Annotated in this window: 16 protein-coding genes and 2 pseudogenes; 9 read left to right on the top strand and 9 right to left on the bottom strand. The window is 60.4% G+C overall.

The window, feature by feature from the left end; all coding sequences use genetic code 11:
* The first annotated feature begins 1 nt into the window (after position 1).
* The 8 genes and pseudogenes from nuoJ to WBR25_RS08170 all read left to right on the top strand — a co-directional run bounded on the left by nuoJ (position 2) and on the right by WBR25_RS08170 (position 10174).
* The gene (nuoJ, locus tag WBR25_RS08205; protein ID WP_005337246.1) at positions 2-553 is read left to right on the top strand and encodes an NADH-quinone oxidoreductase subunit J; all 552 of its coding nucleotides are present in this window, start codon (positions 2-4) and stop codon (positions 551-553) included.
* Entirely contained in the window at positions 550-858 is a 309-nt protein-coding gene (gene nuoK, locus WBR25_RS08200) for an NADH-quinone oxidoreductase subunit NuoK (RefSeq protein ID WP_005337247.1), read from the top strand. Before nuoJ ends, nuoK begins: the two co-directional genes overlap by 4 nt.
* Positions 855-2702 carry an NADH-quinone oxidoreductase subunit L gene (nuoL, locus tag WBR25_RS08195; protein WP_100646129.1) on the top strand — a complete coding sequence of 616 codons (1848 nt, stop codon included), beginning with the start codon at positions 855-857 and terminating at the stop codon, positions 2700-2702. Before nuoK ends, nuoL begins: the two co-directional genes overlap by 4 nt.
* A gap of 98 nt (positions 2703-2800) precedes the next feature.
* Entirely contained in the window at positions 2801-4345 is a 1545-nt protein-coding gene (gene nuoM / locus WBR25_RS08190; RefSeq protein WP_157160980.1) for an NADH-quinone oxidoreductase subunit M, read from the top strand.
* A complete protein-coding gene (gene nuoN / locus WBR25_RS08185) occupies positions 4342-5805 on the top strand; it encodes an NADH-quinone oxidoreductase subunit NuoN (protein ID WP_005351071.1) in 1464 nt (487 codons plus the stop codon). Before nuoM ends, nuoN begins: the two co-directional genes overlap by 4 nt.
* 232 nt (positions 5806-6037) lie before the next feature.
* Positions 6038-7174: an FIST signal transduction protein gene (locus tag WBR25_RS08180; RefSeq protein WP_479749677.1), complete on the top strand. Its 1137-nt coding sequence runs from the start codon at positions 6038-6040 to the stop codon at positions 7172-7174.
* Complete coding sequence (locus WBR25_RS08175) at positions 7171-8628, top strand: HD-GYP domain-containing protein (protein WP_111899609.1); 1458 nt, start codon at positions 7171-7173, stop codon at positions 8626-8628. Before WBR25_RS08180 ends, WBR25_RS08175 begins: the two co-directional genes overlap by 4 nt.
* A gap of 1 nt (position 8629) precedes the next feature.
* Positions 8630-10174 (top strand): annotated as a pseudogene (locus WBR25_RS08170) (HD domain-containing phosphohydrolase).
* 64 nt (positions 10175-10238) lie between these two features.
* Here the strand turns inward: WBR25_RS08170 and purL are convergent.
* Positions 10239-13919, bottom strand: a pseudogene (purL, locus tag WBR25_RS08165) (phosphoribosylformylglycinamidine synthase); the annotation flags it as partial.
* A 390-nt stretch (positions 13920-14309) separates the two neighbouring features.
* Between purL and mltF the strand changes: the two are divergent.
* Entirely contained in the window at positions 14310-15794 is a 1485-nt protein-coding gene (mltF, locus tag WBR25_RS08160) for a membrane-bound lytic murein transglycosylase MltF (RefSeq protein ID WP_005344877.1), read from the top strand.
* A gap of 373 nt (positions 15795-16167) precedes the next feature.
* Here the strand turns inward: mltF and WBR25_RS08155 are convergent, their stop codons facing one another.
* The 8 genes from WBR25_RS08155 to tapF form a co-directional block, all read right to left on the bottom strand.
* A complete protein-coding gene (locus tag WBR25_RS08155) occupies positions 16168-16392 on the bottom strand; it encodes a zinc ribbon domain-containing protein (protein WP_043824004.1) in 225 nt (74 codons plus the stop codon).
* A 124-nt stretch (positions 16393-16516) separates the two neighbouring features.
* Complete coding sequence (der, locus tag WBR25_RS08150) at positions 16517-18013, bottom strand: ribosome biogenesis GTPase Der (protein ID WP_005333794.1); 1497 nt, start codon at positions 18011-18013, stop codon at positions 16517-16519.
* Positions 18014-18087: 74 nt separating this feature from the next.
* Positions 18088-19272, bottom strand: coding sequence for an outer membrane protein assembly factor BamB (bamB, locus tag WBR25_RS08145; protein ID WP_005333796.1), 1185 nt, complete (start codon positions 19270-19272; stop codon positions 18088-18090).
* Positions 19265-19915 carry a YfgM family protein gene (locus tag WBR25_RS08140; protein ID WP_236341807.1) on the bottom strand — a complete coding sequence of 217 codons (651 nt, stop codon included), beginning with the start codon at positions 19913-19915 and terminating at the stop codon, positions 19265-19267. Before WBR25_RS08140 ends, bamB begins: the two co-directional genes overlap by 8 nt.
* A 3-nt stretch (positions 19916-19918) precedes the next feature.
* The gene (hisS, locus tag WBR25_RS08135) at positions 19919-21196 is read right to left on the bottom strand and encodes a histidine--tRNA ligase (protein ID WP_005351051.1); all 1278 of its coding nucleotides are present in this window, start codon (positions 21194-21196) and stop codon (positions 19919-19921) included.
* A 138-nt stretch (positions 21197-21334) separates the two neighbouring features.
* Entirely contained in the window at positions 21335-22450 is a 1116-nt protein-coding gene (gene ispG / locus WBR25_RS08130) for a flavodoxin-dependent (E)-4-hydroxy-3-methylbut-2-enyl-diphosphate synthase (RefSeq protein ID WP_005333801.1), read from the bottom strand.
* A 10-nt stretch (positions 22451-22460) separates the two neighbouring features.
* The gene (rodZ, locus tag WBR25_RS08125) at positions 22461-23429 is read right to left on the bottom strand and encodes a cytoskeleton protein RodZ (protein ID WP_128815429.1); all 969 of its coding nucleotides are present in this window, start codon (positions 23427-23429) and stop codon (positions 22461-22463) included.
* Positions 23419-24210 carry a PilW family type IVa pilus biogenesis/stability lipoprotein TapF gene (gene tapF, locus WBR25_RS08120; protein WP_085943024.1) on the bottom strand — a complete coding sequence of 264 codons (792 nt, stop codon included), beginning with the start codon at positions 24208-24210 and terminating at the stop codon, positions 23419-23421. The genes rodZ and tapF overlap by 11 nt, the downstream gene beginning before the upstream one ends.

Raw genomic sequence — 24210 nt, 5'->3', positions numbered from 1 at the left:
CATGGAACTGGCATTTTATGCCTCGGCCCTGGTGGCCATTTACAGCACGCTGCGGGTGATCAGCACCAGCAATCCCATGCATGCGCTGCTCAATCTCATCATCTCCCTCATCGCCGTGGCCATGATCTTCTTCTGCCTGGGTGCCGCCTTTGCGGGCGCCCTGCAGGTGATCGTCTACGCCGGCGCCATCATGGTGCTGTTCGTGTTCGTGGTGATGATGCTGAACCTGGGGAGTGCCCAGGCACAGGAGAAAAAGTGGCTCACCCCCATGACCTGGGGGGGCCCAGCCCTGCTCTCGCTGATCCTGCTGGGCTTTCTGGCCCACGGCATTCTCGGGGTGACCGGGGGCCTGATCGGAGTGACCGAGGTGACCGCCAAGCAGGTGGGTGTCGAGCTCTTTGGCCCCTATGTGCTGGCGGTGGAGCTTGCCTCCATCCTGCTGCTGGCGGGTCTGGTAACCGCCTATCACCTGGGTCGGGAAGAGAAGAGCGGTGAAGTGCTCTCCGTCCCGCGCTCTGCTTCCCGCTCTGCACAAGAAGGAGGTCAGCAATGAATGGAATCCCTATGGAGCACGGCCTCCTGCTGGCCGCGGTGCTCTTCTGCATCGGCTTGTGCGGTCTGCTGATCCGCCGCAATCTGCTCTATATCCTGATGAGTATCGAAATCATGATGAATGCCTCGGCACTGGCGTTTGTGGTGGCGGGTAGCCGCTGGGCCCAGGCCGATGGCCAGATCATGTATATCTTGGTGATTTCTCTGGCGGCAGCGGAGGCCAGTATCGGCCTTGCCCTGTTACTGCTGCTCTATCGTCGTTACCACACCCTGAACGTGGACACTGTGAGCGAGATGCGCGGATGAGCCTCTTATATCTGACTTTTCTATTTCCGCTGCTGGGATGGCTGGTGCTGGCCTTCTCCCTCGGCCGGTTTGGCGAGCGTACCTCGGCGCTGATCGGGGTGGGCTCCATTGGCCTGTCGGCCCTCACTACCCTGTGGGTGGGCATCGACTTTCTGGGCAACCCGCCCGAGGGGGGCGTCTATGTCCAGCGCCTGTGGCAATGGATGGCGGTAGGCAACTTTACCCCGAGCTTCTCGCTGGCATTGGATGGCCTGTCGCTGACCATGCTGGGGGTGGTGACCGGGGTGGGTTTCTTTATCCACCTGTTCGCCTCCTGGTATATGCGCGGTGAAGAGGGCTACTCCCGCTTCTTTACCTACACCAACCTCTTTATCGCCAGCATGCTGTTTCTGGTGCTGGCCGATGACCTGCTGTTTGTCTACCTCGGCTGGGAAGGGGTGGGGCTGTGCAGCTACCTGCTAATCGGCTTCTACTACAAGGATCGCAACAACGGTGCGGCGGCCCTCAAGGCCTTTATCGTGACCCGGGTGGGTGATGTCTTCCTCGCCATCGGCCTGTTTATCCTCTATCGGGAACTGGGCACCCTGAATATCCACGAGCTGCTGGTGCGCGCACCGACCCTGTTTGCCGAGGGCTCCCCTGCCCTGTCGCTGGCCTGCCTGATGCTCCTGGGCGGCGCGGTCGGCAAATCGGCACAGCTGCCGCTGCAAACCTGGCTGGCGGATGCGATGGCAGGCCCGACCCCTGTCTCAGCGCTGATCCACGCTGCCACCATGGTGACCGCCGGTGTCTACCTGATTGCCCGTACCCACGGCCTGTTCCTGCTGGCGCCAGAGATCCTCCATCTGGTCGGGCTGGTTGGCGCCATCACGCTAGTGCTGGCAGGCTTTGCCGCGCTGGTTCAGACCGATATCAAGCGGATCCTCGCCTACTCCACCATGAGCCAGATTGGCTACATGTTTCTGGCACTGGGTGTCGGCGCATGGGAAGGGGCCATCTTCCACCTGATGACCCACGCCTTCTTCAAGGCGCTGCTGTTCCTCTCCGCCGGTGCCGTGATCAACGCCTGCCACCATGAGCAGAACATCTTCAAGATGGGTGGCCTGCGCAAGAGTTTGCCGCTGGTCTATGCCTGCTTCCTGGTGGGGGGCTCGGCGCTGGCGGCGTTGCCGCTGGTCACTTCCGGTTTCTACAGTAAGGACGCCATCCTGTGGCAAGTAGAAGCCTCTGGCCAAAGCGCGCTGCTGTGGGCAGGTCTGGTAGGGGCATTCCTCACCTCGCTCTATACCTTCCGGCTGATATTTATCGCCTTCCATGGCAAAGAGCAGACCAAAGCCCATGCGGGCCACGGTCTGGCTCACCATCTGCCGCTGCTGGTGCTGCTGGTGCTTTCTACCGGCATCGGCGCGCTGATCACCCCGCCACTGGCAGGTGTACTACCCGCAGGCCCTGGTGATCATATCGAAGAGGGGCGCCATGCACTGGAGGTAGCCTCCGGCATCATTGCCATTGCTGGCATCGCGCTGGCCGCATTTCTGTTCCTTGGTGAGCGCCGTCTGACCACCTCCATTGCCAACAGCGCGCCGGGCCGCCTGCTCAGCACCCTCTGGTTCAACGCCTGGGGCTTTGACTGGCTCTACGACCAGCTGTGGGTCAAACCCTATCTGCTGGCGACCCGGCTGCTGGCCCGAGACCCGCTGGACTGGATGATGGGCCTGCCCGCCTGGTTTGCCCTGCGTGGCAACCAGCTGCTGGCCTGGACCGTGACCGGCAAGTTGCGCTGGTATGCCGCCTCCATGGGGATCGGCGCCGTGCTGGTGCTGGCGCTGTTGCTGCTGGGATAACGCGATGAACAACACGAAGATCGTACAGCCGGGCTGTTTGCCCTCCCTGATGGAACAGGGAGCGCAATCTCATATGAACTTGAACGAGAGCTGATACCGTGACCTTACTCTGGATCTTGCTAATTCCTTTTATCGGCGGCTTGCTCTGCTGGCAGATGGAGCGTCTCGGCGGGCAGTTTGTCCGCTGGGTAGCCCTCATCTCCATGAGCGCCAGCCTGCTGCTCTCCTGTGCCATCTGGCTAAGTGGTGACTTCTCCCTTGCCACCACTGGCCTCGACAGCGCGGGCGTCTCCGGTGCTGCCTCCGCCTGGGCCGCCGAGTGGCGCCTGCCGTGGATCCCTCGCTTCGGCATCTCTTTGCATCTGGCGGTGGATGGCCTGTCGCTCTTGATGGTTATCCTCACCTGCTTTATCGGGGTACTGGCCATTCTCTGTTCGTGGAAAGAGATCGTGCAGCGCATCGGCTTCTTCCACCTCAACCTGCTCTGGATCCTGGGCGGCGTGCTCGGGGTCTTTATGGCGCTGGACCTGTTCCTCTTCTTCTTCTTCTGGGAGATGATGCTGGTCCCCATGTACTTCCTGATTGCGCTCTGGGGCCACTCGGTCACTGACGGCAAATCACGGATCAACGCCGCGACCAAGTTCTTCATCTACACCCAGGTGAGCGGCCTTATCATGCTAGTGGCCATCATCGGGCTGGTGCTGACCCACCAGCATGCCACCGGAGTCTTCACCTTCAACTATCTGGAGCTGCTCAATACCCCGATGAGCAAGGGCGTTCAGTGGCTGCTGATGCTGGGCTTCTTTATCGCCTTCGCGGTCAAGATGCCGCTGGTGCCGCTGCACGGCTGGCTGCCGGATGCCCACAGTCAGGCGCCGACTGCAGGTTCGGTGGATCTCGCCGGTATTTTGCTCAAAACCGCCGCCTACGGTCTGCTGCGTTTTGCCTTGCCGCTCTTCCCCGAGGCGTCCGCCGAATTTGCTCCCTACGCCATGGTGCTGGGTCTTGTCGGCATCGTGTATGGCGCCATCGTGGCCTTTGCCCAGACCGACATCAAACGGCTGGTGGCCTACACCAGCATCTCCCACATGGGTTTTGTGATGATCGCCATCTACTCGGGTAGCGAAGTGGCCCTGCAGGGTGCGGTGGTGCAGATGATCGCCCACGGTCTCTCCGCCGCCGGCCTCTTCATCCTCTGCGGTCAGCTCTACGAGCGGCTGCATACCCGCGATCTGCGCCAGATGGGCGGTCTGTGGGGACGCTTGCGCTATCTGCCGGGCGTGATGCTCTTCTTCTCGGTCGCCTCTCTGGGCATGCCCGGCACCGGCAACTTCGTCGGCGAGTTCCTGATCCTGATCGGTAGCTTCCAGGTCGCCCCGGTGATCACTGCGGTCGCTACCTTCGGCCTGGTGCTGGCCTCGGTCTACTCCCTCATCATGCTGCAGCGCGCCTGCTTTGGCCCGGCCAAGGACGAGAGCATCCTGAAAGGACTGGATCGCCGCGAGCTGACCATGATGATGGTAATTGCGGGCCTGCTGGTTCTGCTGGGCCTCTATCCCCAACCCGTGATTGATACCGCCAGCAGCAGCCTTATCAACGTGCTGCACTGGTATCTGCTGCCAACTGCTGGAGCTCTGCAATGACTTTCTCCGCTTCCCAACTGCTGGCACTGCTTCCCCTGCTGCTGACCACCGGGGCCATGGCGGCCCTGATGCTGGCCATCGCGTGGCGCCGCTGTGTCACTACCGCCTTTACCGTGACCATTGTTGGCCTCAACCTTGCTCTGTTCTCGCTGCCCATCGTGATGGCGCAAGGGGATCAGGGGGTCACCCCGCTGCTGCAAGTGGACAGTTACGCCGTCTTCTACATGGGTCTCGTACTGATCGGCGCCCTGGCCACCTGCACCTTCGGTCAATCGTGGCTGAAAGCCTACCCGGACAACCGGGAGGAGTTCTTCCTGCTGCTGCTGATCGCCACCGCTGGTGGTCTGGTGCTGGCATGCTCCCGTCACCTCGCCTCTCTCTTTATCGGGATCGAGATGCTGACCCTGCCAATGTTTGGTCTGGTGGGTTACGCCTACCGCGAGCGCCACTCGCTGGAAGCCGCGGTGAAATACATGGTGCTCTCTGCCGCCGCCACCGCCTTCCTGCTGTTTGGCATGGCGCTGCTCTATGCACAGGCTGGCAGCCTGAGCTTTGCAGCCCTGGGGCAGACCCTGGCCGAGAGCCCGGCTCACCATCCGCTGCTGATGGGCGGTTTGGGGTTAATGCTGGTCGGCTTTGCCTTTAAACTCTCCTTGGCCCCCTTCCACCTCTGGACCCCGGATGTCTACGAAGGTGCCCCGGCACCGGTCGCCACCTTCCTCGCCACCGTCAGCAAGGTGGCGGTCTTTGCCGTGCTGCTGCGCTTCTATCTGGCGGTACCGGCGGCGAGCGACCCCATGATCCACTGGCTGCTGGCAGCCATGGCGGTCATATCCATTCTGGTCGGCAACCTGCTGGCCCTGGTGCAGACCAACGTCAAACGGATGCTGGGTTACTCCTCCATCTCCCACTTCGGTTACCTGCTGGCGGTGATCGTGGCGAGCCGATTCGGCCAGATGCCGGTGGAAGCAGCCGGGGTCTACCTGCTGATGTATCTCTTCACCAGCCTGGGTGCCTTTGGGGTGGTGAGCATGATGTCGAGCCCCTATCGCGGCAAGGATGCCGACTCCCTGCACAGCTATCGTGGTCTGTTCTGGAAGCGCCCCTATCTGACTGCCGTACTGACGGTGATGATGTTGTCACTCGCGGGCATCCCGATGACCCTCGGCTTTATCGGCAAGTTCTACCTCATCGGCGTCACCGTCGAGGCGCAGCTCTGGTGGCTCTCCGGTGCCATCGTGCTCGGCAGCGCACTGGGTCTCTACTACTACCTCAAGGTGATGGTGACCCTCTATCTGCGCGAACCGGGCATGCAGCAGCGCGATGCCAGCGCCGACTGGGCGCTCTCCTCCGGTGGTGTGGTGGTACTGCTCTCTGCCGCTCTGGTGGTGTTGCTGGGGCTCTATCCCCAGCCGGTCATCAGCCTGGTACAAGGGTTCCAGCACGTGGTATTGCAGTAACCGTTACCGTCGCTACCCCTCATTACCCGCAAAACCGGCAGCCTTGGCTGCCGGTTTTCTATTTCCGGCCCGACAGCATCGCGCACTCCACAGGCCAGCAAATGACAGATCAGTCAGCGAGGGTGATACCCATCATGGTTTTTGCCATACAACCAGAACCGGGCGAGATCCTCATACCCTCTTGAATTCCTTATTGATATATTGGTTATATTCTGGAATGGAGTTCAGATTGATGAAGCAACACTACGTTTGCCAATTTAACCCGACAGAACTGGCCGCCACGCTGGAACCCTTGCAAGGAGGCAAGCTGACCATACTGCTGGCCGAACAGGATTGCGCGCAGGTTCCCCTGTTGCAGCAGTTGTGCCGCGACTTCAACATCACCCTGAATGGCGCCATCTTCCCCCAGCTGATCGGTGCGCAAGGATTGTTGCCACAGGGTGCCTGGCTACTGCCCAGAGCCAACCCCTATCACGCCACACTGCTGCCCCTGACACCGCAGGCCAGCGCAGTATCCCTTGCCCACCGGATTGCGGAACAGGTGGAGAACATGCTGGCCACCTGGCCAACCCCTTCGCCGCCACCAACCCTGTTTCTGACCTTCGACAACCTCATTCCCAATATCGCCTCCATTCTGGATGCGCTTTATCTGCAACTGGCCAATCGCGTCAACTATGCCGGCGCCAACGCAGGCAGCGGCAGCTTCACCCCCCTTGCCTGCCTGTTCGACAATCAACGGCAACTTGCCTACGGGGTCACCTGCACGCTGCTGCCCAGCAACAGCTTTCCCTTTCTGGAACATGGTTACCAACTCTCGGCCCAACCAATGCTGGCCACCAGCAGTGAAGCGAACAAGATTGCCTACATCGACTGGCAACCGGCCTTTCAAAAATATCAGGGGCTGATCAGCCAGCAATTCCAGCACACTATGGTGCGCGAGGAGCTCTACCGTTTCGTGGTGCACATGCCACTGGGCCTGCTGCGGGCCAACGGGGATGTAATTGTCAGGATCCCCGTCGAGGCAAACGATGACGGCGCCCTGCTCTGCGCCGGCGAGGTCGCAGAGCACAGCATCCTCACCCTGCTGAAGGCGCCAGAGAGTGCCACCGAACATGCCTGCTCACTGGCCAGGCGCCTCAACCAGCAACAAACCCTCACCCGGGCACACTTGTTGGAGGTCTACTACTGCGCAGGACGCCAGCTGCACTTCGACCAGCAGACGGTGACCGAACTGCACACCCTGCTGACCCACTCGGGGGCCGGCGATCTGGCAGGAGCCCTCTCCCTTGGCGAAATTGGCAGCGTGCGCCACGGGGATTACCCCCAATTTCATAACGGCGCCATTCTCTGTAACGGGGCATTGATATGAACAACGACCACGCCATGGCCATCGTCTGCGATCTGGCGCTCTGCATCGGGCGTGAAGTCACGCTGGATGCGCTGCTCACCAAGGTACTACAACGTTTTATGCATCACTGCGCCACGCCGGTTGGCGCGGTATTGCAGCAGCAACAGGAGGGATACAAGCTGCTCAAGGTGATCGGCGACGAGCAGCTGCGCCAGCACACCGGCACCACCCTGCCACTGCCTGGGTGGGTCAGCGAGGAGGAGCACTGCCTGCTGCAACAGACGCTCCCCCTGCCGGGCAGCCGCCCCTACCACTTTGCCTATCGGCTCAAGGTTGAAGGGGGTTATCTCATCTTGCTGCTCACCCCCCAGCCACATCAGCAGATCGTACCGGTCTGCCATCTGTTCAGCCCGGTGCTCGGCAACCTGGCCCGCGCCATTTCCCTCTGCAAGGACAGCGAGCTGCTCGCCCTGCGTCAGCAGGCCGAACTGAAGGATCTGAAACACTTCAACGAATCCCTGCTCAAGGCTATCCCGATCCCGGTGTTCTACAAAGATATCGAAGGGCGGTTTCTGGGCTGCAACCAGGCCTTCAATCAGGTGATCGGCATCGGCAAGGAGGCGCTGCTGGGTCGACGGGTCGAGGAGCTGCTGCCAGTCGGGCTTGCCGAGGCCTACAGCATGCGGGAAGCCGAGTTGCTGCGAAGTCGCCAGCCCCAGTGCATCGAACAGCAGTTGCATGACCGCAATGGCATGCGCTATCAGGTCATCTGTTTCAAGGATCTCTTCTATGACCATCAGGGGATGGTTGCCGGCATCATCGGCACCCTGGTCGACATCACCCGCCTCAAGGAGAGCGAGCGCCACCAGCGTGACCTGCTGTTCCAGACCATCAGAGCCCTCGCCAGCGCCATCAGCCACAAGGATCGCAACAGTGCGGGCCATGAGCTGAGGGTGCGCGATTTGGCACTGGCCATCGGGCAGGCCATGCAACTGCGGCAAGAGCGGCTGGATGCGCTGGGACTGGCGGCCATGGTGCACAATATCGGCCTGCTGCAGATCCCCACCGAGATCATCACCCGCCCACGTGAATTGCGCCCGGTGGAGTTCGAACTGATCAAGCAGCACCCCCAGGCCGGCCACGATATTCTCAAACAGATCGACTTCCCCTGGCCCATCGCCACCATAGTGCTGCAGCACCACGAAAACCTCGATGGCAGCGGCTATCCACAGGGGCTGGCGGGCAACGCCATTACCCTGGAGGCGCGCATTATCCGGGTGGCCGACTCGCTGATCGCCATGACCTCCCATCGCCCGTTCCGCCGGGCCATGCCCCTGAGTGACGCCTTTGCCGAACTGACCCGCTATGCCGGGATCCATTACGATGAAAAAGTGGTCAACAGCTGTATCGTGCTCTGGCAGACCGGCTACCACTTCGGTCCTCCCATCAGTCAACTTGCAGACAAGGCGGGATAAGATGTCCGAACTCCTCACCTCCTGTGCACTCCCCCACCCACTGACCGATGCACTCCCCTCCTCGGCGCTGTTGCTGATCCAGGTGATGGATCAGCTTCCCTATCGGGTGCTGCTCAAAGACACCCGATTCAGCTACATCGCGGGCAACCGCCTGCTGGCGGCGGATCTCGCCCTCTCACCAGAGGCACTGGTGGGCAAGAATGACTGCGACTTCTTTCCCCCCGAACTGGTACAACGCTATCGGGAGGATGACGCCAGAGTCATGCGCGAGGGAATACACCAGCACATCGAAGAGCCCTATCTGAAGGGGGGAGAAGCCCGCTGGCTCAGCACCACCAAGTTTCCCCTGCGTGATGAGGCGGGGAGTATCGTGGGGGTCGGCGTCTTCTTCGAAGACATTACCGAGCAGAAGTGGCAGCAGGAGAAACTGCAACAGTACAGCTGGACCCAGCAGGCGATCAGCCGCGCCCACCACGCCCTGCTCAAACCGGGCGATGAGCCGCAACTGCTGCAGGATATCTGCGATGCCATCGCCGTCGATGACCGTTTTCCGCTGGTGGCAGTGCTGCAAGGCCAGCCCGAACTCGCCCAACCGCCGAGGATCGTGGCGCAGGCAGGCAGTGCCGATGCCTCGGAACAAACGCTGTGGTTGAACGATGAGGCCCTCACCCAGGCCATCCTCCACCAGCGGCGCCTCAATCAGGTGATCTTCCACGAGCGGCCCCATACCGGCCGCCACCCGTTGCGCTCCCGCCTACTGATCCCCTTGCCACTGCAGGAGGATCAGGCCGGTACGCTGATCATTCACAGCGACCAGCCACGGTTGTTCAGCCAGGAGGAGGAGCAGCTCTTCATCCAGCTGACCGACTACCTCACCTATGGCCTGCAGGCACGCCATACCCAGCAGGCTTATCTGCGCTCGCAACAGGAGAAGATCTTCCATGCCCGCCAGCTGGAGCTGGCACTGGAAGATGCGCTGGGTGCCATCGCCGCCGTGCTGGAGCAGCGCGATCCCTATACCGCTGGCCATCAGAAACATGTGGCCAAGCTGGCCCAAGCCATCGGCCGGGAGCTCAGGCTGGAAGAGAAGCGGCTGCGGGGGATCTATCTGGGCGCCATGGTGCACGATATCGGCAAGATCCAGGTACCGGCCGAAATTCTCACCAAACCGGAACGCCTCACGCCACTGGAGTTTGAGCTGGTCAAGGAGCACCCCGCCATCGGCTATCTGGTGCTCAAGGATATCGACTTCCCCTGGCCCATCGCCCGGATGATCCACCAGCACCACGAGTATCTCGATGGCTCCGGCTATCCGCAGGGGCTCAAGGGAGATGAGATCCTGCTGGAGGCCCGCATCCTCACCGTCGCCGATATCGTCGAATCCATGTCCTCGGATCGCCCCTATCGCGCCGCCCTCGGCATTCCCTAGGCCCGTGAGCAGATCATCCAGATGCGCGGCCATCAGCTCGATGCGGATGTGGTGGATGCCTGTCTGCGGATCCTCGACCGGGGAGACTTTATCCCCCAACCGCTCGGCAAGCCGTAACGACACGGATAAAAAAACCGGCCAATTGGCCGGTTTCTGTTTTTATGCGCTGGCGCTGTCTCTATTAACCCAGACGAACCCGGGCGTTGCGGAACATCCGCATCCAGGCGCCGTCCTCGCCCCAGTTGTCGGGGTGCCAGGAGTTGGCCACGGTGCGGAACACCCGCTCCGGGTGCGGCATCATGATGGTGGCGCGACCGTCGGTGGTGGTCACGGCGGTGATACCATCCGGCGAGCCATTCGGGTTGGCCGGGTACTGTTCGGTCACGCTGCCGCGGTTGTCGACAAAACGCAGCCCTACCAGACCGCTCTGCTGCAGTGCGTTCAGGTGAGCGGCATCGCGCACTTCCACCCGCCCTTCCCCGTGGGAAACGGCAATGGGCATCACCGAGCCTGCCATGCCGGCGAAGAAGGCCGACGGGGACTCCTGTACCTGCACCAGACTGAAGCGAGCTTCGAAGCGCTCGGAGCGGTTGCGTACAAAGCGCGGCCAGAGATCGGCACCTGGGATGAGTTCTCGCAGGTTGGACATCATCTGGCAACCGTTGCAGACACCCAGAGAGAGGGTATCGCCACGCTCGAAGAAGCGCTGGAACTGCTCGCGGGCGTTGTCATTGAACAGGATGGACTTGGCCCAGCCTTCCCCCGCCCCCAGCACGTCACCGTAGGAGAAACCGCCACAGGCCACCAGGGTCTGGAACTCCTCCAGCTTGATGCGACCGGAGAGAATGTCGCTCATGTGCACGTCCACCGCCGCGAAACCGGCACGATCGAACGCCGCCGCCATCTCCACATGGGAGTTGACCCCCTGCTCGCGCAACACGGCCAGACGGGGAGAGACACCACGGGCGATATAGGGCGCGGCCACATCCTCGGACGGGTTGTAAGTCAGCTTGGCATGCAGACCCGGATCGGTGGCGTCCTGACGAGCGGCATGCTCACTGTCGGCGCACTCAGGGTTGTCACGCAGACGCTGCATCTGCCAGCTGGTTTCGCCCCAAATGGTGCGCAGCGCAGTGCGGCTGGCACGATAGACCTCCTGACCAGCGCGCTGCAGGGTGATGAGATCCCCTTCGCGCACAGTGCCGAGCACATGAGAGCAGGCAGCCAGACCGTGACCGGCCAGCAGGGTCATCACCGCCTCTTTATCTTCACGGCGCACCTGAATGACGGCGCCCAGCTCTTCGTTGAACAGCGCAGGCAGCAGCTCGCCGCCGATGCGATCGAGCTGGATGTCGAGGCCGCAGTGACCGGCAAACGCCATCTCGGTCAGGGTGACGAACAGGCCGCCGTCGGAGCGGTCGTGGTAGGCGATCAGTTTGCGATCGGCCACCAGCGCCTGAATGGCGTTGAAGAAGCCCTTGAGCTGGACCGGATTGTCGAGATCCGGCGCCTTGTCACCCAGCTGGCGATAGACCTGCGCCAACGCCGAGGCGCCGAGGCGCTGCTTGCCATTGCCAAGGTCGATGAGGATAAGGTCGGTTTCACCGAGATCGGTACGCAGTTGCGGAGTAACCGTGTTGCGCACATCCTCGACCCGGGCAAAAGCGGAGATGAGCAGGGAGAGCGGCGAGGTGACGCTGTGCTCCTTGCCATCCTGCTGCCAGCGGGTCTTCATGGACATGGAGTCCTTGCCCACCGGAATGGTGATGCCAAGGGCCGGGCAGAGCTCCTCGCCCACCGCTTTGACCGCCTCATAGAGACCGGCATCTTCACCCGGATGACCGGCAGCGGCCATCCAGTTGGCGGAGAGCTTGACCCGCTTGAGGGAACCGATGTGGGCCGGTGCCAGGTTGGTAAGCGCTTCCGCCACCGCCATGCGAGCGGAGGCGGCGTGGGAGAGCAGCGCCACCGGGGTACGCTCGCCCATGGACATGGCTTCGCCGTGATAGCTGTCATAGGTGGCAGCGGTGACGGCGCAATCGGCCACCGGGATCTGCCAGGGGCCAACCATCTGGTCGCGGTTGACGAGGCCCGTCACGCTGCGATCGCCGATGGTGATAAGGAAGGACTTCTCCGCCACGGTCGGCAGACGCAGAACCCGCTCGGCCGCGTCACTCAAAGTGATGCCATCGAGCTGGAGCGCTTTGCCCTGTGCTGGCAGGGTCACCACGTCACGGTGCATCTTGGGCGCCTTGCCCAGCAGCACGTCCAGCGGCAGATCGATGGGCTGATTTTCAAAGTGGCTGTCAGAGAGGGTCAGATGCTTCTCTTCGGTCGCGGTACCGATGACGGCATAGGGGGCGCGCTCACGCTCGCACAGGGCCTTGAACAGCGGCAGCTTGTCCTGTGCTACCGCCAGCACGTAACGCTCCTGGGATTCGTTGCACCAGATCTCCAGCGGGCTCATGCCCGGCTCATCGCTCTGGATGGCGCGCAGATCGAAACGACCACCGCGCTCACCGTCGTTGACCAGCTCCGGCATGGCGTTGGAGAGACCGCCCGCCCCCACATCGTGAATAAAGACGATAGGGTTGTCGTCACCCAGCTGCCAGCAGCGATCGATCACCTCCTGGCAACGGCGCTCCATCTCGGGGTTGTCACGCTGCACCGAGGCAAAGTCGAGATCTTCGGCTGACTGGCCGGAGGCCATGGAGGATGCGGCACCACCACCCAGACCGATGTTCATCGCCGGGCCGCCCAGCACGATCAGCGCCGCACCGACCGGAATATCCCCTTTCTGGACATGTTCGGTACGGATGTTGCCGATGCCGCCTGCCAACATGATGGGTTTGTGGTAGCCACGCACCTCGACGCCGTTGTGGCTCGGCACCTCCTCTTCGAAGGTACGGAAGTAGCCGAGAATGGCCGGACGGCCGAACTCGTTGTTAAACGCGGCGCCGCCGAGCGGCCCCTCTTGCATGATGTCAAAGGCGCTGACAATGCGGCTCGGCTTGCCGAAATCCTGCTCCCAGGGCTGCTCGAAGCCGGGAATGCGCAGGTTGGAGACGGAGAAACCGACCAGACCCGCCTTGGGCTTGGCACCGCGACCGGTGGCTCCCTCGTCGCGGATTTCGCCGCCGGAGCCGGTGGCTGCCCCCGGGAACGGGGAGATGGCGGTCGGGTGGTTGTGGGTCTCCACCTTCATCAGGATGTCGACCTGTTCCTGATGATACTGGTATTCGCCGTTGGCCGGGCTCGGGAAGAAGCGGCCACCCTGGCTCCCTTCCATCACGGCGGCGTTGTCTTTATAGGCAGAGAGGACATGATCCGGCGTCTGCTCGAAGGTGTTCTTGATCATCTTGAACAGCGACTTGGGCTGCTGCTCACCATCGATGGTCCAGTCGGCATTGAAGATCTTGTGACGGCAGTGTTCGGAGTTCGCCTGGGCGAACATGTAGAGCTCGATGTCGTTGGGGTTGCGACCCAACTTGGTGAAGTTCTCCACCAGATAGTCGATTTCGTCGTCGGCCAGCGCCAGACCCAGCGCCACGTTGGCTTCGGCCAGGGCTGCGCGACCACCGCCCAGCACATCCACCTGGGTGAAGGGGCGCGGCTCGTGGTGAGCAAACAGGGCGGCAGCTTCGCTCATCTCGGCAAACACCACTTCCATCATCCGATCATGGAGCACGGCGGCAATGGCGCTGCGCTGGGCGGCACTCAGCTCACCCTGCCCCTTGATGGTCAGGTAATAGGCAATACCACGCTCCAGCCGCTTGACCTGTTTCAGGCCGCAGTTGTGGGCGATGTCGGTTGCTTTGGAAGACCAGGGGGAGATAGTGCCGGGGCGGGGGTAACAAGAAACAGCTGACCGCTGGGGGTGTGTTCGGGGATGGTCGGGCCGTAGCGCAAGAGCTGGCCCAAGGTCGCTCGCTCGGGGGGAGAGAGGGGCTTGTCAGCTCGGCAAAGTGCACATACTCGGCATAGACATCCTCTATCTCTACTCCGCTCTCTACTCCACTCTCGTTTCTCATCTGTGCGAAGCGTTGCAGCAGTTTTTGGACACGAAAATCAGACAGTGCTGGGGCACCACGCAAGATATCCATATGACCTTTCTCACCAAGTTTTAAAGTGGGGGGGAATTGAGACGCGCGTATTATAGGGATCTGGCTCACAGCGGACAAACGTTTTTCTCACTTCGTGCAGTGTGACTCTGCGCACACTCTCTGGTATAAAGGTGCCTCTTTTTTGACAAATGCCGATTTTTTCAACAAAGGTACTCACCTACTTGCGCTGCATTTTTCGACTGTTTATCGGGCTGTTGTTGACGCTGACACTGGTTGGCTGCGACTTCTATAGCCCCTCCAGCCAGCTGGAGCAGATCCGCCAGCGAGGCGAGATCCGGGTTGGCACCATCTATGGTCCCACCTCCTATTACCAGCGTGACGACCTCGCCCAGGGGTTCGATTACGAGCTGGCGCAAAATTATGCCGACTGGTTGGGGGTGAAACTCACCATCATCCCGGTCGACACCACTGACCAACTGGTCACCCTGCTGAAAAAGGGCAAACTCGATCTGGCGGCTGCCGCCATCATGGTCACCCCCGAGCGACGCGAGCTGTTTCGCTTCGGCCCGGGCTTCTACCAGGTCTCCCCCAAACTGGTCTACCGCAACGGCAAACCCAAGCCGGCCTCATTGAACGATATCAAAGGCAAGCTGGTGGTGGCCGCCGGCTCCACCGGTGAAGATCTGCTCAAAGAGATGAGCAAAGAGAATCCGAAACTAGCTTGGAGCACCAGCGACAACGCCGATGTGGAGGAGCTGCTCAAACAGGTGGTGGATGGCAAGATTGACTACACGGTGGTGCAGGATACCGTGCTGGCCCGTACCCAGCGCTACTACCCGGAGCTCACCGAGGGGCTGACCCTGGCCCAGAAGCAGACCGTTGCCTGGGCCATGAGCAAGCTGCCCGATGACAGCCTCTATGCCAGCGTGATCGACTTCTTCGGTCAGCGCTTTATGGATGGTGCCATCGCCAAGCTGGACGAGAAGTACTTCGGCCACGTGCAGAACTTCGACTTTGTCGATACCCGCACCTTCCTCAAGCGCGCCAAGAGCCTGCTGCCCAAGTACCAGCCGCTGTTCCAGACTCACGCCAAGAATATCGACTGGCGTCTGCTCGCCGCCATCAGCTATCAGGAGTCCCACTGGGACCCGCAGGCCCGCTCCTACACTGGCGTGCGCGGCATGATGATGCTGACCGAGCCCACAGCCAAGGCGATGGGAGTCAACGACCGGCTTCATCCGGAAGAGAGCATCAAGGGTGGCTCCCTCTATCTGCAACAGATGATGGAGAAGGTGCCGGATTCGGTGCCCGATGACGAGAAGGTGTGGTTTGCCCTCACCGCCTACAACATCGGTTACGGCCATATGATGGACGCCCGCCGCCTGACCAAAGAGCTCGGCAAGAATCCTGACGCCTGGAGCGATGTGAAAGAGGTGCTGCCGCTGCTGCAGCAAGCGCGCTGGCACCGCAAGGTGCGTTATGGCTATGCCCGTGGCAGCGAGGCGCGTAACTATGTCAACAACGTGCGCCAGTATTACCAGAGTCTGCTCTGGCTCGACAACGAGCAGCAGAAGGCACATCAGCGGGAGAGTCTCGACAACGACAGCGAGCCCGAGCTGGCCGAGCGCCCCACCGCCATCGCCGAAGTGGTCAATCAGATCACCATGCGCTAACCAGCCATTATTCGGCTGTTTTCACGCAAACTTCTCTGTTACCATCGATTCACATCGGAGCCTATCCGAAATCGCATTGTTTTCATTATGTTGAGAGATTAAATAACAGCAATTTCGGATGGGCTCCATCAATGACCCAAGGCCGGGATGGCCAACTTAGTTGGGAGGAGACCAAGATGCAAAAACGTAGAAAAATCAGTCTGGTCAGAAAAGCGAAGTGCAGCTGGAGCCCCAGACGCAAACTCAAGCTTAATGACATCAAGCGCAACCTGTGGCGCAGAAATCGATCCTATACCCTGCTTATTGCAGAGCACACAGCATAAACCCGGCATTCGCCGGTTTTTTTTATCTTCTTTCTCACCTGATTATCGTCTTACACCAGCGCCGCCTTGAACTGTACCGTCCGCTTGGAGATCAGCGAGTTGCAGTGGTTGCAGAAGTAATCCACCGCGCCGCACGCCTTGAGACGCTCCAGCTCCTGCTGGCAGGTGGGGCAGATGGCCGTGACGCGAACAGGGGCCTGGCACTGGCCACAGGTTTGCTCCTTGCTGCGGGTATCCAGTTCAGCCTGGCATGATGGACAAAGCAGGACTTCCATAATCAACTCCTCGAAAAGTAGATCTGCCATGGTCTTGTTCCATGGCAGATCCCCCTCCCCTTATTCCTCACCTTAACATGGCGAGGATAACAAAGCGGCTGCCGGTGAGGGCAGCCGCAAGGACTTATTTCTTCTTCATTTTCAGCAGGCGTTTGCGCTGACGTTCCTGACTCAGGGTCATGGTGTTCTTCTTCCCTTCAAACGGGTTGACCGACTCCTGGAACTCGACCCGGATCGGCGAGCCCATGATCTTGAGGGACTTGCGGAAATAGTTGATCAGATACCGCTTGTAGGAGTCCGGCAAGTCGTTCAGCTGGTTGCCGTGGATCACGATGCGCGGCGGGTTGTAGCCACCGGCGTGGGCATACTTGAGCTTGACGCGGCGACCATTGACCATCGGCGGCTGGTGATCTTCCTGCGCCATCTGCATGATGCGGGTCAGCATGGCCGTGCTGGTACGACGGGTGGCGGACTGGTAAGCCTCCTGAATGGATTCAAACAGATGGCCGACACCGCTGCCGTGCAGGGCGGAGATGAAGTGGACGCGAGCGAAGTCGATGAAGCCCAAGCGACGATCCAGCTCGTTCTTCACATCCTCTTTCACCTTCTGATCCAGACCATCCCACTTGTTCACCACCAGCACCACGGAGCGACCGGCGTGGAGCACATAGCCAAGGATGCTCAAGTCCTGATCGGTGATGGTCTCCTGGGCGTCGATCACCAGCAGGCAAACGTTGGCATCTTCGATAGCTTTCAGGGTCTTGATAACGGAGAACTTCTCCACCGTCTCGTGCACCTTGCCACGACGACGCACACCGGCTGTGTCGATAACCACATACTTCTGCTCATCACGCTCCATCGGAATGTAAACGGAGTCACGGGTGGTGCCGGGCATGTCATAGACGATGACCCGATCTTCACCCAGCATGCGGTTGGTCAGGGTAGATTTACCGACGTTGGGACGGCCAACGATGGCGAACTTGATGGGCAGGTCGGCGAACGGGGTCTCCTTGGTGTCCTCTTTGGTATCGAGTTCACCGGCAGCCACCATGCGCAGCAGGGCTTCTTCGTCGAAGTCCTCCTCTTCCTCATCCTGCGCATCTTCATCGGTAGCGGAGTCGACCAGGGTCTCCAGATGGGGAGCCAGGGCCAGTTCCAGCAGGCTCAGCACGCCACGACCGTGTGCGGCCGCGATCTGGTAGACCTCACCCAGCGCCAGACCGTAGAACTCGGAGACCGCGGAATCACCGTCGATACCGTCGGTCTTGTTGGCCACCAGAAATACCTTTTTGTGGGCCTTGCGCAAGTGCTCGGCGATGGCTTGATCCGCCGCGGTCAGACCGGCACGGGCATCCACCATGAACAGCACGACGTCCGCTTCTTCGATGGCCAGCAGGGATTGCTCGGCCATCTTCAGCTCGATCCCCTCTTCGGTGCCATCGATACCACCGGTATCGACCACGATAAATTCCAGCTCGCCCAACTTCGCCTGACCGTATTTACGGTCCCGGGTCAGACCGGGAAAATCGGCAACCAGGGCATCCCGAGTACGGGTCAAGCGGTTAAACAGGGTGGATTTCCCCACGTTGGGGCGGCCCACCAGGGCTACTACAGGAGTCATAAAAGCCTCATTCTCAAGACGACAAAGGCTCCGGGTCCGAAGACCAGGAGCCGGATATTCACATTATCGGACGATCAAGGACGCTTGAGGGCGTACAACTTGCCGTCACGGCTCTGCACATACAGGGTCTCGCCATCCACCAGCGGGGCGGCATAGAGACCACTGCTATCGAGCTGCTGCATCGCCTTGATGGTACCGTCGGTACGATCAAGCCAATACAGGTATCCTTCCACATCACCCACCACCACATAGTCACCGAAGATGACAGGTGCAGTGACGGTACGATTTTCCAGCTGGGTGTTGGACCACAGCTCCAGACCGTTGCGACGGTCGATGGCAAACAGGTGGCTGCGACTATCGGTCAGCACGATGGCATTGCCGGTCATCGCCAGATCGCGATAGCCGGAATACTTGCGCTTCCACACTTCATCGCCGGTCATCAGCTTGCGCGCCATCAGCTGACCGTTGTAGGCGATGGCGTAGAGCTCATCACCGGCAATCAGCGGGCTGGCATCGACGTCAACCATGCGGTCCAGCTCGGTGGCACCGCGCGGATCAGCCACCTTGGACTGACGCACAGGCTGGCCGTTGCTCAGCAGGGCGATGCCCACCTTGCCATCGGCACGACCGTAAATCACGGCGCCGTTGGTGATCACCGGTGCACCGGCACTGCGCAGGGTCAGCGGCGGCTGCTCTTCGGAGAGCGACCACTGCATCTTGCCTTCATCAGTGTCGAGGGCGATCAGGCGACCGGAGGTGGTCAACACCACCACGCGGCCATCTTCCACCGCGGGGCTTGCCACCACTTCGCCGGGCACATTGGTCTGCCACAGCACTTCACCGTTCTCTTCGTTCAGGGCATAGACCACCCCGTTCTCGGAGCCGAGGAACAGCTTGCCGTAACGGGAAACCAGGCCGCCGGAGAGACGAGCGCTACGCTTGTCGGCGTTGACCGGCAGGTCGGCCAGATCGACGGTCCAGAGGCGATCGCCACTGGCACGGTCAAAGGCGCTGACATCGCCGTCGCGGGCCGCCGCGTAGATACGATCCTCTTCCACCACCGGCTTGAGCTGGGAGTAGAAGTCACCGATGCCATCACCCACAGTAGATGACCATGCGGTGTCGGCAGTGAAGGCAGATTCAACCTTGGGCAGCGGCGCCATCGGGTTGAGATCCTCTTCGGAACTGAACAGGGAGCACCCCTGCAGAGCGAAGGAGACCGCAGCCCCCAGCGCCACCATCTTGAATAGATTACGCATCCGGTGCCTCACCAGTCGCAACGGCCGGCAGGGCCAGATCGTCCATTTTCAGCTTGAGCTCGGCGCTACCCTGCAGGCCGCCAGCATCGGCCGCTGCCTGATAGGCATCACGAGCCTCTTCGGTCTTGCCCTGCTTTTGCAGCACATCACCACGGGCTTCGGCTACCTGCGCCTTGAAGGCATCATTCTGGATGGTTGCCAGCTTGGCCAGCGCTTCATCTGCCTTGCCCTGATCATTCAGCACACGAGCCAGACGCAGCGCCGCGATGGGACGAATGCTCTCGTCACCCGTGGTCGCCACCAGCTCCAGCTGCTCGGCAGCCAGATCCAGCTTGCCCGCCTTGACGGCAGCGGCAGCCAGTTGCAAAGCGGCCAGTTCACCGTAGGAGTCACCCTTGTTGGCGGTAACAAACTGCTGTGCCTGCTCGAAACCGGCGGCATCGCCCTTGGCCAGCTGCTCAATCACCTGGTTGTAAGAGTGAGAGGAGGCCTCCATGGTCTCTTGCTGGTGCTGGTTGTAATAGCGCCAGCCGAACAGACCGACCAGACCGATCACGGTCCCGGCAATCACCGAGGTTCCGTTCTCTTTCCACCACTCCTTGATAACCTCAACCTGTTGTTCTTCGGTGGTATAGACTTCCACAGCTTACTCTCCTTTGGCTGCCAGCAGGGCAATGGCGGCGTCAACCTTGACGGTCTGTTGCTCGGCCTGACCACGCAGATATTTGATAGTGATCTCCCCGTTTTGCACCTCGGTCTCACCAAGGATCAGGGCGATTGCCGCGCCGCTCTTGTCGGCACGTTTGAGTTGTTTCTTGAAGTTGCCACCACCGCAGTGGCTCATCAGGCGCAGGTCCGGCAGGGCATCGCGCAGACGCTCGGCCAGCTGGAAGCCAGCCTGTTCGGTCCCCTCGCCCACCATCGCCAGATAGACATCCACCGCCGGGCGGATATCGGCGTTGAGCTCGAGAGTCTCCAGCATCAGCACCAAACGCTCCATGCCCATGGCAAAGCCCACAGCCGGAGTCGGTTGACCGCCCAACTGCTCTACCAGACCATCGTAGCGGCCACCGGCACAGACGGTGCCCTGGGCACCCAGACTGCTGGTGACCCACTCGAACACGGTCAGGTTGTAGTAGTCAAGACCACGCACCAGACGCTCGTTCACTTCGTATTTGATACCGGCAGACTCGAGCAGGCGCTTGAGCCCCTCGAAGTGGGCCAGGCTCTCTTCGCCCAGATGGTCGAACAGACGCGGGGCACCCGCCAAAATGGCCTGCACCTTTTCATCCTTGGAGTCGAGCACCCGCAGCGGGTTACTGTACATGCGGCGCTGGCTCTCTTCGTCCAGCTGCTCCTTGTACTGCTCCAGATAGGCCACCAGCGCATCGCGGTAAGCGGCACGCTCGGCGCTCTGACCCAGGGTGTTGAGCTGCAGGGTGACATGCTCGCTGATGCCAAACAGACGCCACAGACGGTGGGTCAGCATGATCAGCTCAGCGTCAATGTCCGGCCCGTTGATGCCAAACAGCTCGACACCGAACTGGTGGAACTGGCGATAACGGCCCTTCTGGGGACGCTCGTGACGGAACATGGGGCCCATGTACCACATCCGGCGTTCCTGGTTGTAGAGCAGACCGTGTTCGATACCGGCACGGACGCAGCTGGCGGTCCCTTCCGGACGCAGGCTCAGGCTGTCGCCGTTGCGATCTTCAAAGGTGTACATCTCTTTTTCGACCACGTCGGTCACTTCACCGATGGCGCGCTTGAACAGATGAGTCTGCTCGACAATCGGCATGCGCACTTCGCTGTAGCCATAGCTGGCAACGACCTGGCGCAGGATCTGTTCAACCTTCTGCCATACCGGGCTCTGCTCCGGCAGGCAATCATTCATACCGCGAATAGCTTGGATCTGTTTTGCCACGTTGATACTCGAGAAAAAGAGGTAAAATTTGGCCGCATTATAGGGATTTTCCCCCCCAAGGTAAAATCAGGGAATCCGGATGCGGGATTTAAAATCAGTCACCTGGAAAAAGGGCCACCCAATGTGGCCCTGTTTCGCTCACTCCTTGTCCATCGGGATCCGGTTAGCGGGATCCAGCATGGCGGCGCGGGCGCGAATGCGGCGCTCCAGAGTTGGAATGAGATCCTTGTTGTCGAGCCGATCGACCCGCTGGCCCCCTTCATAGAAGGCACTCTTGTTGGCTGCACCCGCCAGACCAAGATCGGAGACCAGTGCTTCGCCAGGGCCATTCACCACACAGCCGATGATGGAAACATCCATCGGGGTGATGATGTCTTCGAGCCGCTCTTCCAGAGCATTGACGGTGGCGATCACATCGAACTCCTGCCGTGAGCAGGATGGGCAAGCGATAAAGTTGATGCCACGGGAGCGAATGCGCAGAGATTTGAGGATATCGAAACCGACCTTCACCTCCTCCACCGGATCCGCCGCCAGCGAGATACGCAGGGTATCGCCGATGCCGTCGGTAAGCAGCATGCCCAGACCAATGGCAGACTTCACCGCGCCGGCACGGAAACCGCCCGCTTCGGTGATGCCAAGGTGCAGCGGCTGCTCGATCTGCTTGGCCAGCAGGCGATAGGCACCTACAGCCAGGAACACATCGGAGGCCTTGACGCTCACCTTGAAATCCTGGAAATCGAGACGATCGAGATAGTCCACGTGACGCATGGCGGACTCTACCAGCGCCTCTGGGGTCGGCTCGCCGTACTTCTCCTGGATATCTTTCTCCAGCGACCCGCCATTGACCCCGATACGGATCGGGATATTGAGGTCGCGCGCGCAATCGACCACAGATCGCACCCGCTGCTCATTGCCGATGTTGCCCGGGTTGATACGCAGGCAATCGGCACCGTACTCGGCCACTTTCAGGGCGATGCGATAGTCGAAGTGGATATCAGCAACGATGGGGATGCGGGTCTGCTGTTTGATCAGCCGGAAAGCTTCCGCCGCTTCCATGGTAGGCACGGAGACACGGACGATATCGGCACCGACCCGCTCGATCCGCTGGATCTGCTCGATGGTGGCGGCGACATCTGTGGTCTTGGTGTTGGTCATGGTCTGCACGGTAATGGGGGCATCGCCCCCAACCGGTACATTACCAACCATGATCTGTCTGGATTTACGACGAATGATGGGGGATTCGTGAGAAGACATGGGAAACAGATTACTCCTGCGGCAGTGAGAAGCGGGCTGTACGACCGTTGTTGTAACGGCTCATATCAAACGACTGACCCTTGTAGTCAAGCTTGACGGCCATGGGCGCGCCAATGATGAACTTCAGGGGCTCGGCGCCTTCCAGCACCAGCTCGTCGTTGGCCTTCTTCAGACCACTGAACAGGGTCTTGCCGTTGGCATCCTTCACATCCAGCCAGCAATCGGCGGTGAAGCTCATCTTCAGTTGCGGCGCAGTCGCCGGATCAACGACAGCCTCTTCAGATTCAGTGCCATTGGCACCGGATACTGCAGCATCGGTCGCAGTGCCAACAGCCGCACTGACATCGGTCGGGGCAACAGCCGCAGAAGCAGGCGCCAAGGTAGCCGTCGCATCGGAGACCACCGCAGGGGCAGCCACGTCCGTGGCGGCCGGTGCGATGGCAGCACCTTCGGCCGGAGCTGTGTTGATCGCATCGGGCGGCGTGATAGCAGGTTCAGCCGGAGTCGAACCGGTTGCACTCATCTCGGTGGCTGCCAGCGCTTCATCACCGGCGGAGCGGCGTGAAGTACTCTGCCACCACCAGGCGACCGAGAGCGCAATCAACACCAGGATCACCAGCCAGGTCACCACCTTGAGCCGACTGTCGTTGGCTTGCTGGCGGGAGCGACGGGAGAAGCTCTGCATGTCGATATTGTCGGGAGGAGTCAGACCCAGCTTGTCGTAAGCAGCCAGAATGGTCTCGTCGGGGATCCCGACCAGCTTGGCATAGGTACGCAAATAGCCCCGAATAAAGGTATGGGAGGTGTGCTTGTCGTAGGTATCCGATTCGATAGCGGCGATCAGGGTCAGACGAAGGTGAATGCGGGACGCAACCTGTTCTCGTGTCCAGCCAAGCTGTTCACGGGCGTTGCGCAGCAATTGGCCTGGGCCTACTGCCTGGGAGTCGTCTTGGAAATCGTGTTGCTGTTCAATAGTCATTGGCTAAATAACGCTTGGCTTGTTGCGAAGTGGGATATTGCCTTACCAGCTCAGTCCCGAATTGGTGAAGTAATGCCGGCTTGTCCATCGCCTGTGCCAGCCGAAGTCTCAACCAGAGACTCTCCTCGTTCTCGTCTGACACATCGGCAAAACGGGCGAGGTAGGACTGCACATCAGGCAGCTTGCCATCTTTCATGGAAAGCTCGGCCAAGTCCAGCAATAACCCTGGATTGCGGGGATTATACCCCAAGGCCAGGCGATAGTACTCGCCTGCTTTATCATTTCTGCGATTTTGCAGCGCACAAAGTGCCGCATTTTCATAGGTATCGGCAATTTTTACATAGCCTGGCTGAATAACAGCCTGGTTGAACGCCTGATCTGCCTCGGCATACCTGCCGCGATCACAGAGGAAGGCACCATAGTTGTTCATTGCGTCAGCATTGGACGGATCCATGGCAAGGGCGTTCTTGTAATGGGTCTCGGCTGCCTTGAAATCTCCTACCTTCTGGTAAAAGTAGGCAAAACCGATCTGGATCTGGGGGTTGGAGGGGTCATACTGGAGGGCGCGGTCAAGATTGAACTTGGCCTGCTCGGCATTGCCTTGACGCAGGTACTGGATACCAAGGTCGAGGCGGGTTTGGGCAGCCGCCTTGAGGTCAGGACCCACTTCACGCTGGGTCGAGTTCTGGCCAGCGTAAGTGGTCTCGGTCACACAGCCTGGCAGCGCGCAGAGCGCTGCCACTACGATCAATGTACGTGTATCCATTCCCTGTCTATACAA

Source organism: Aeromonas sp. MTB, assembly GCF_056632455.1.
The sequence above is the reverse complement of the archived record's forward strand: the minus strand, read 5'-3'. Positions and strand labels throughout refer to the sequence as shown.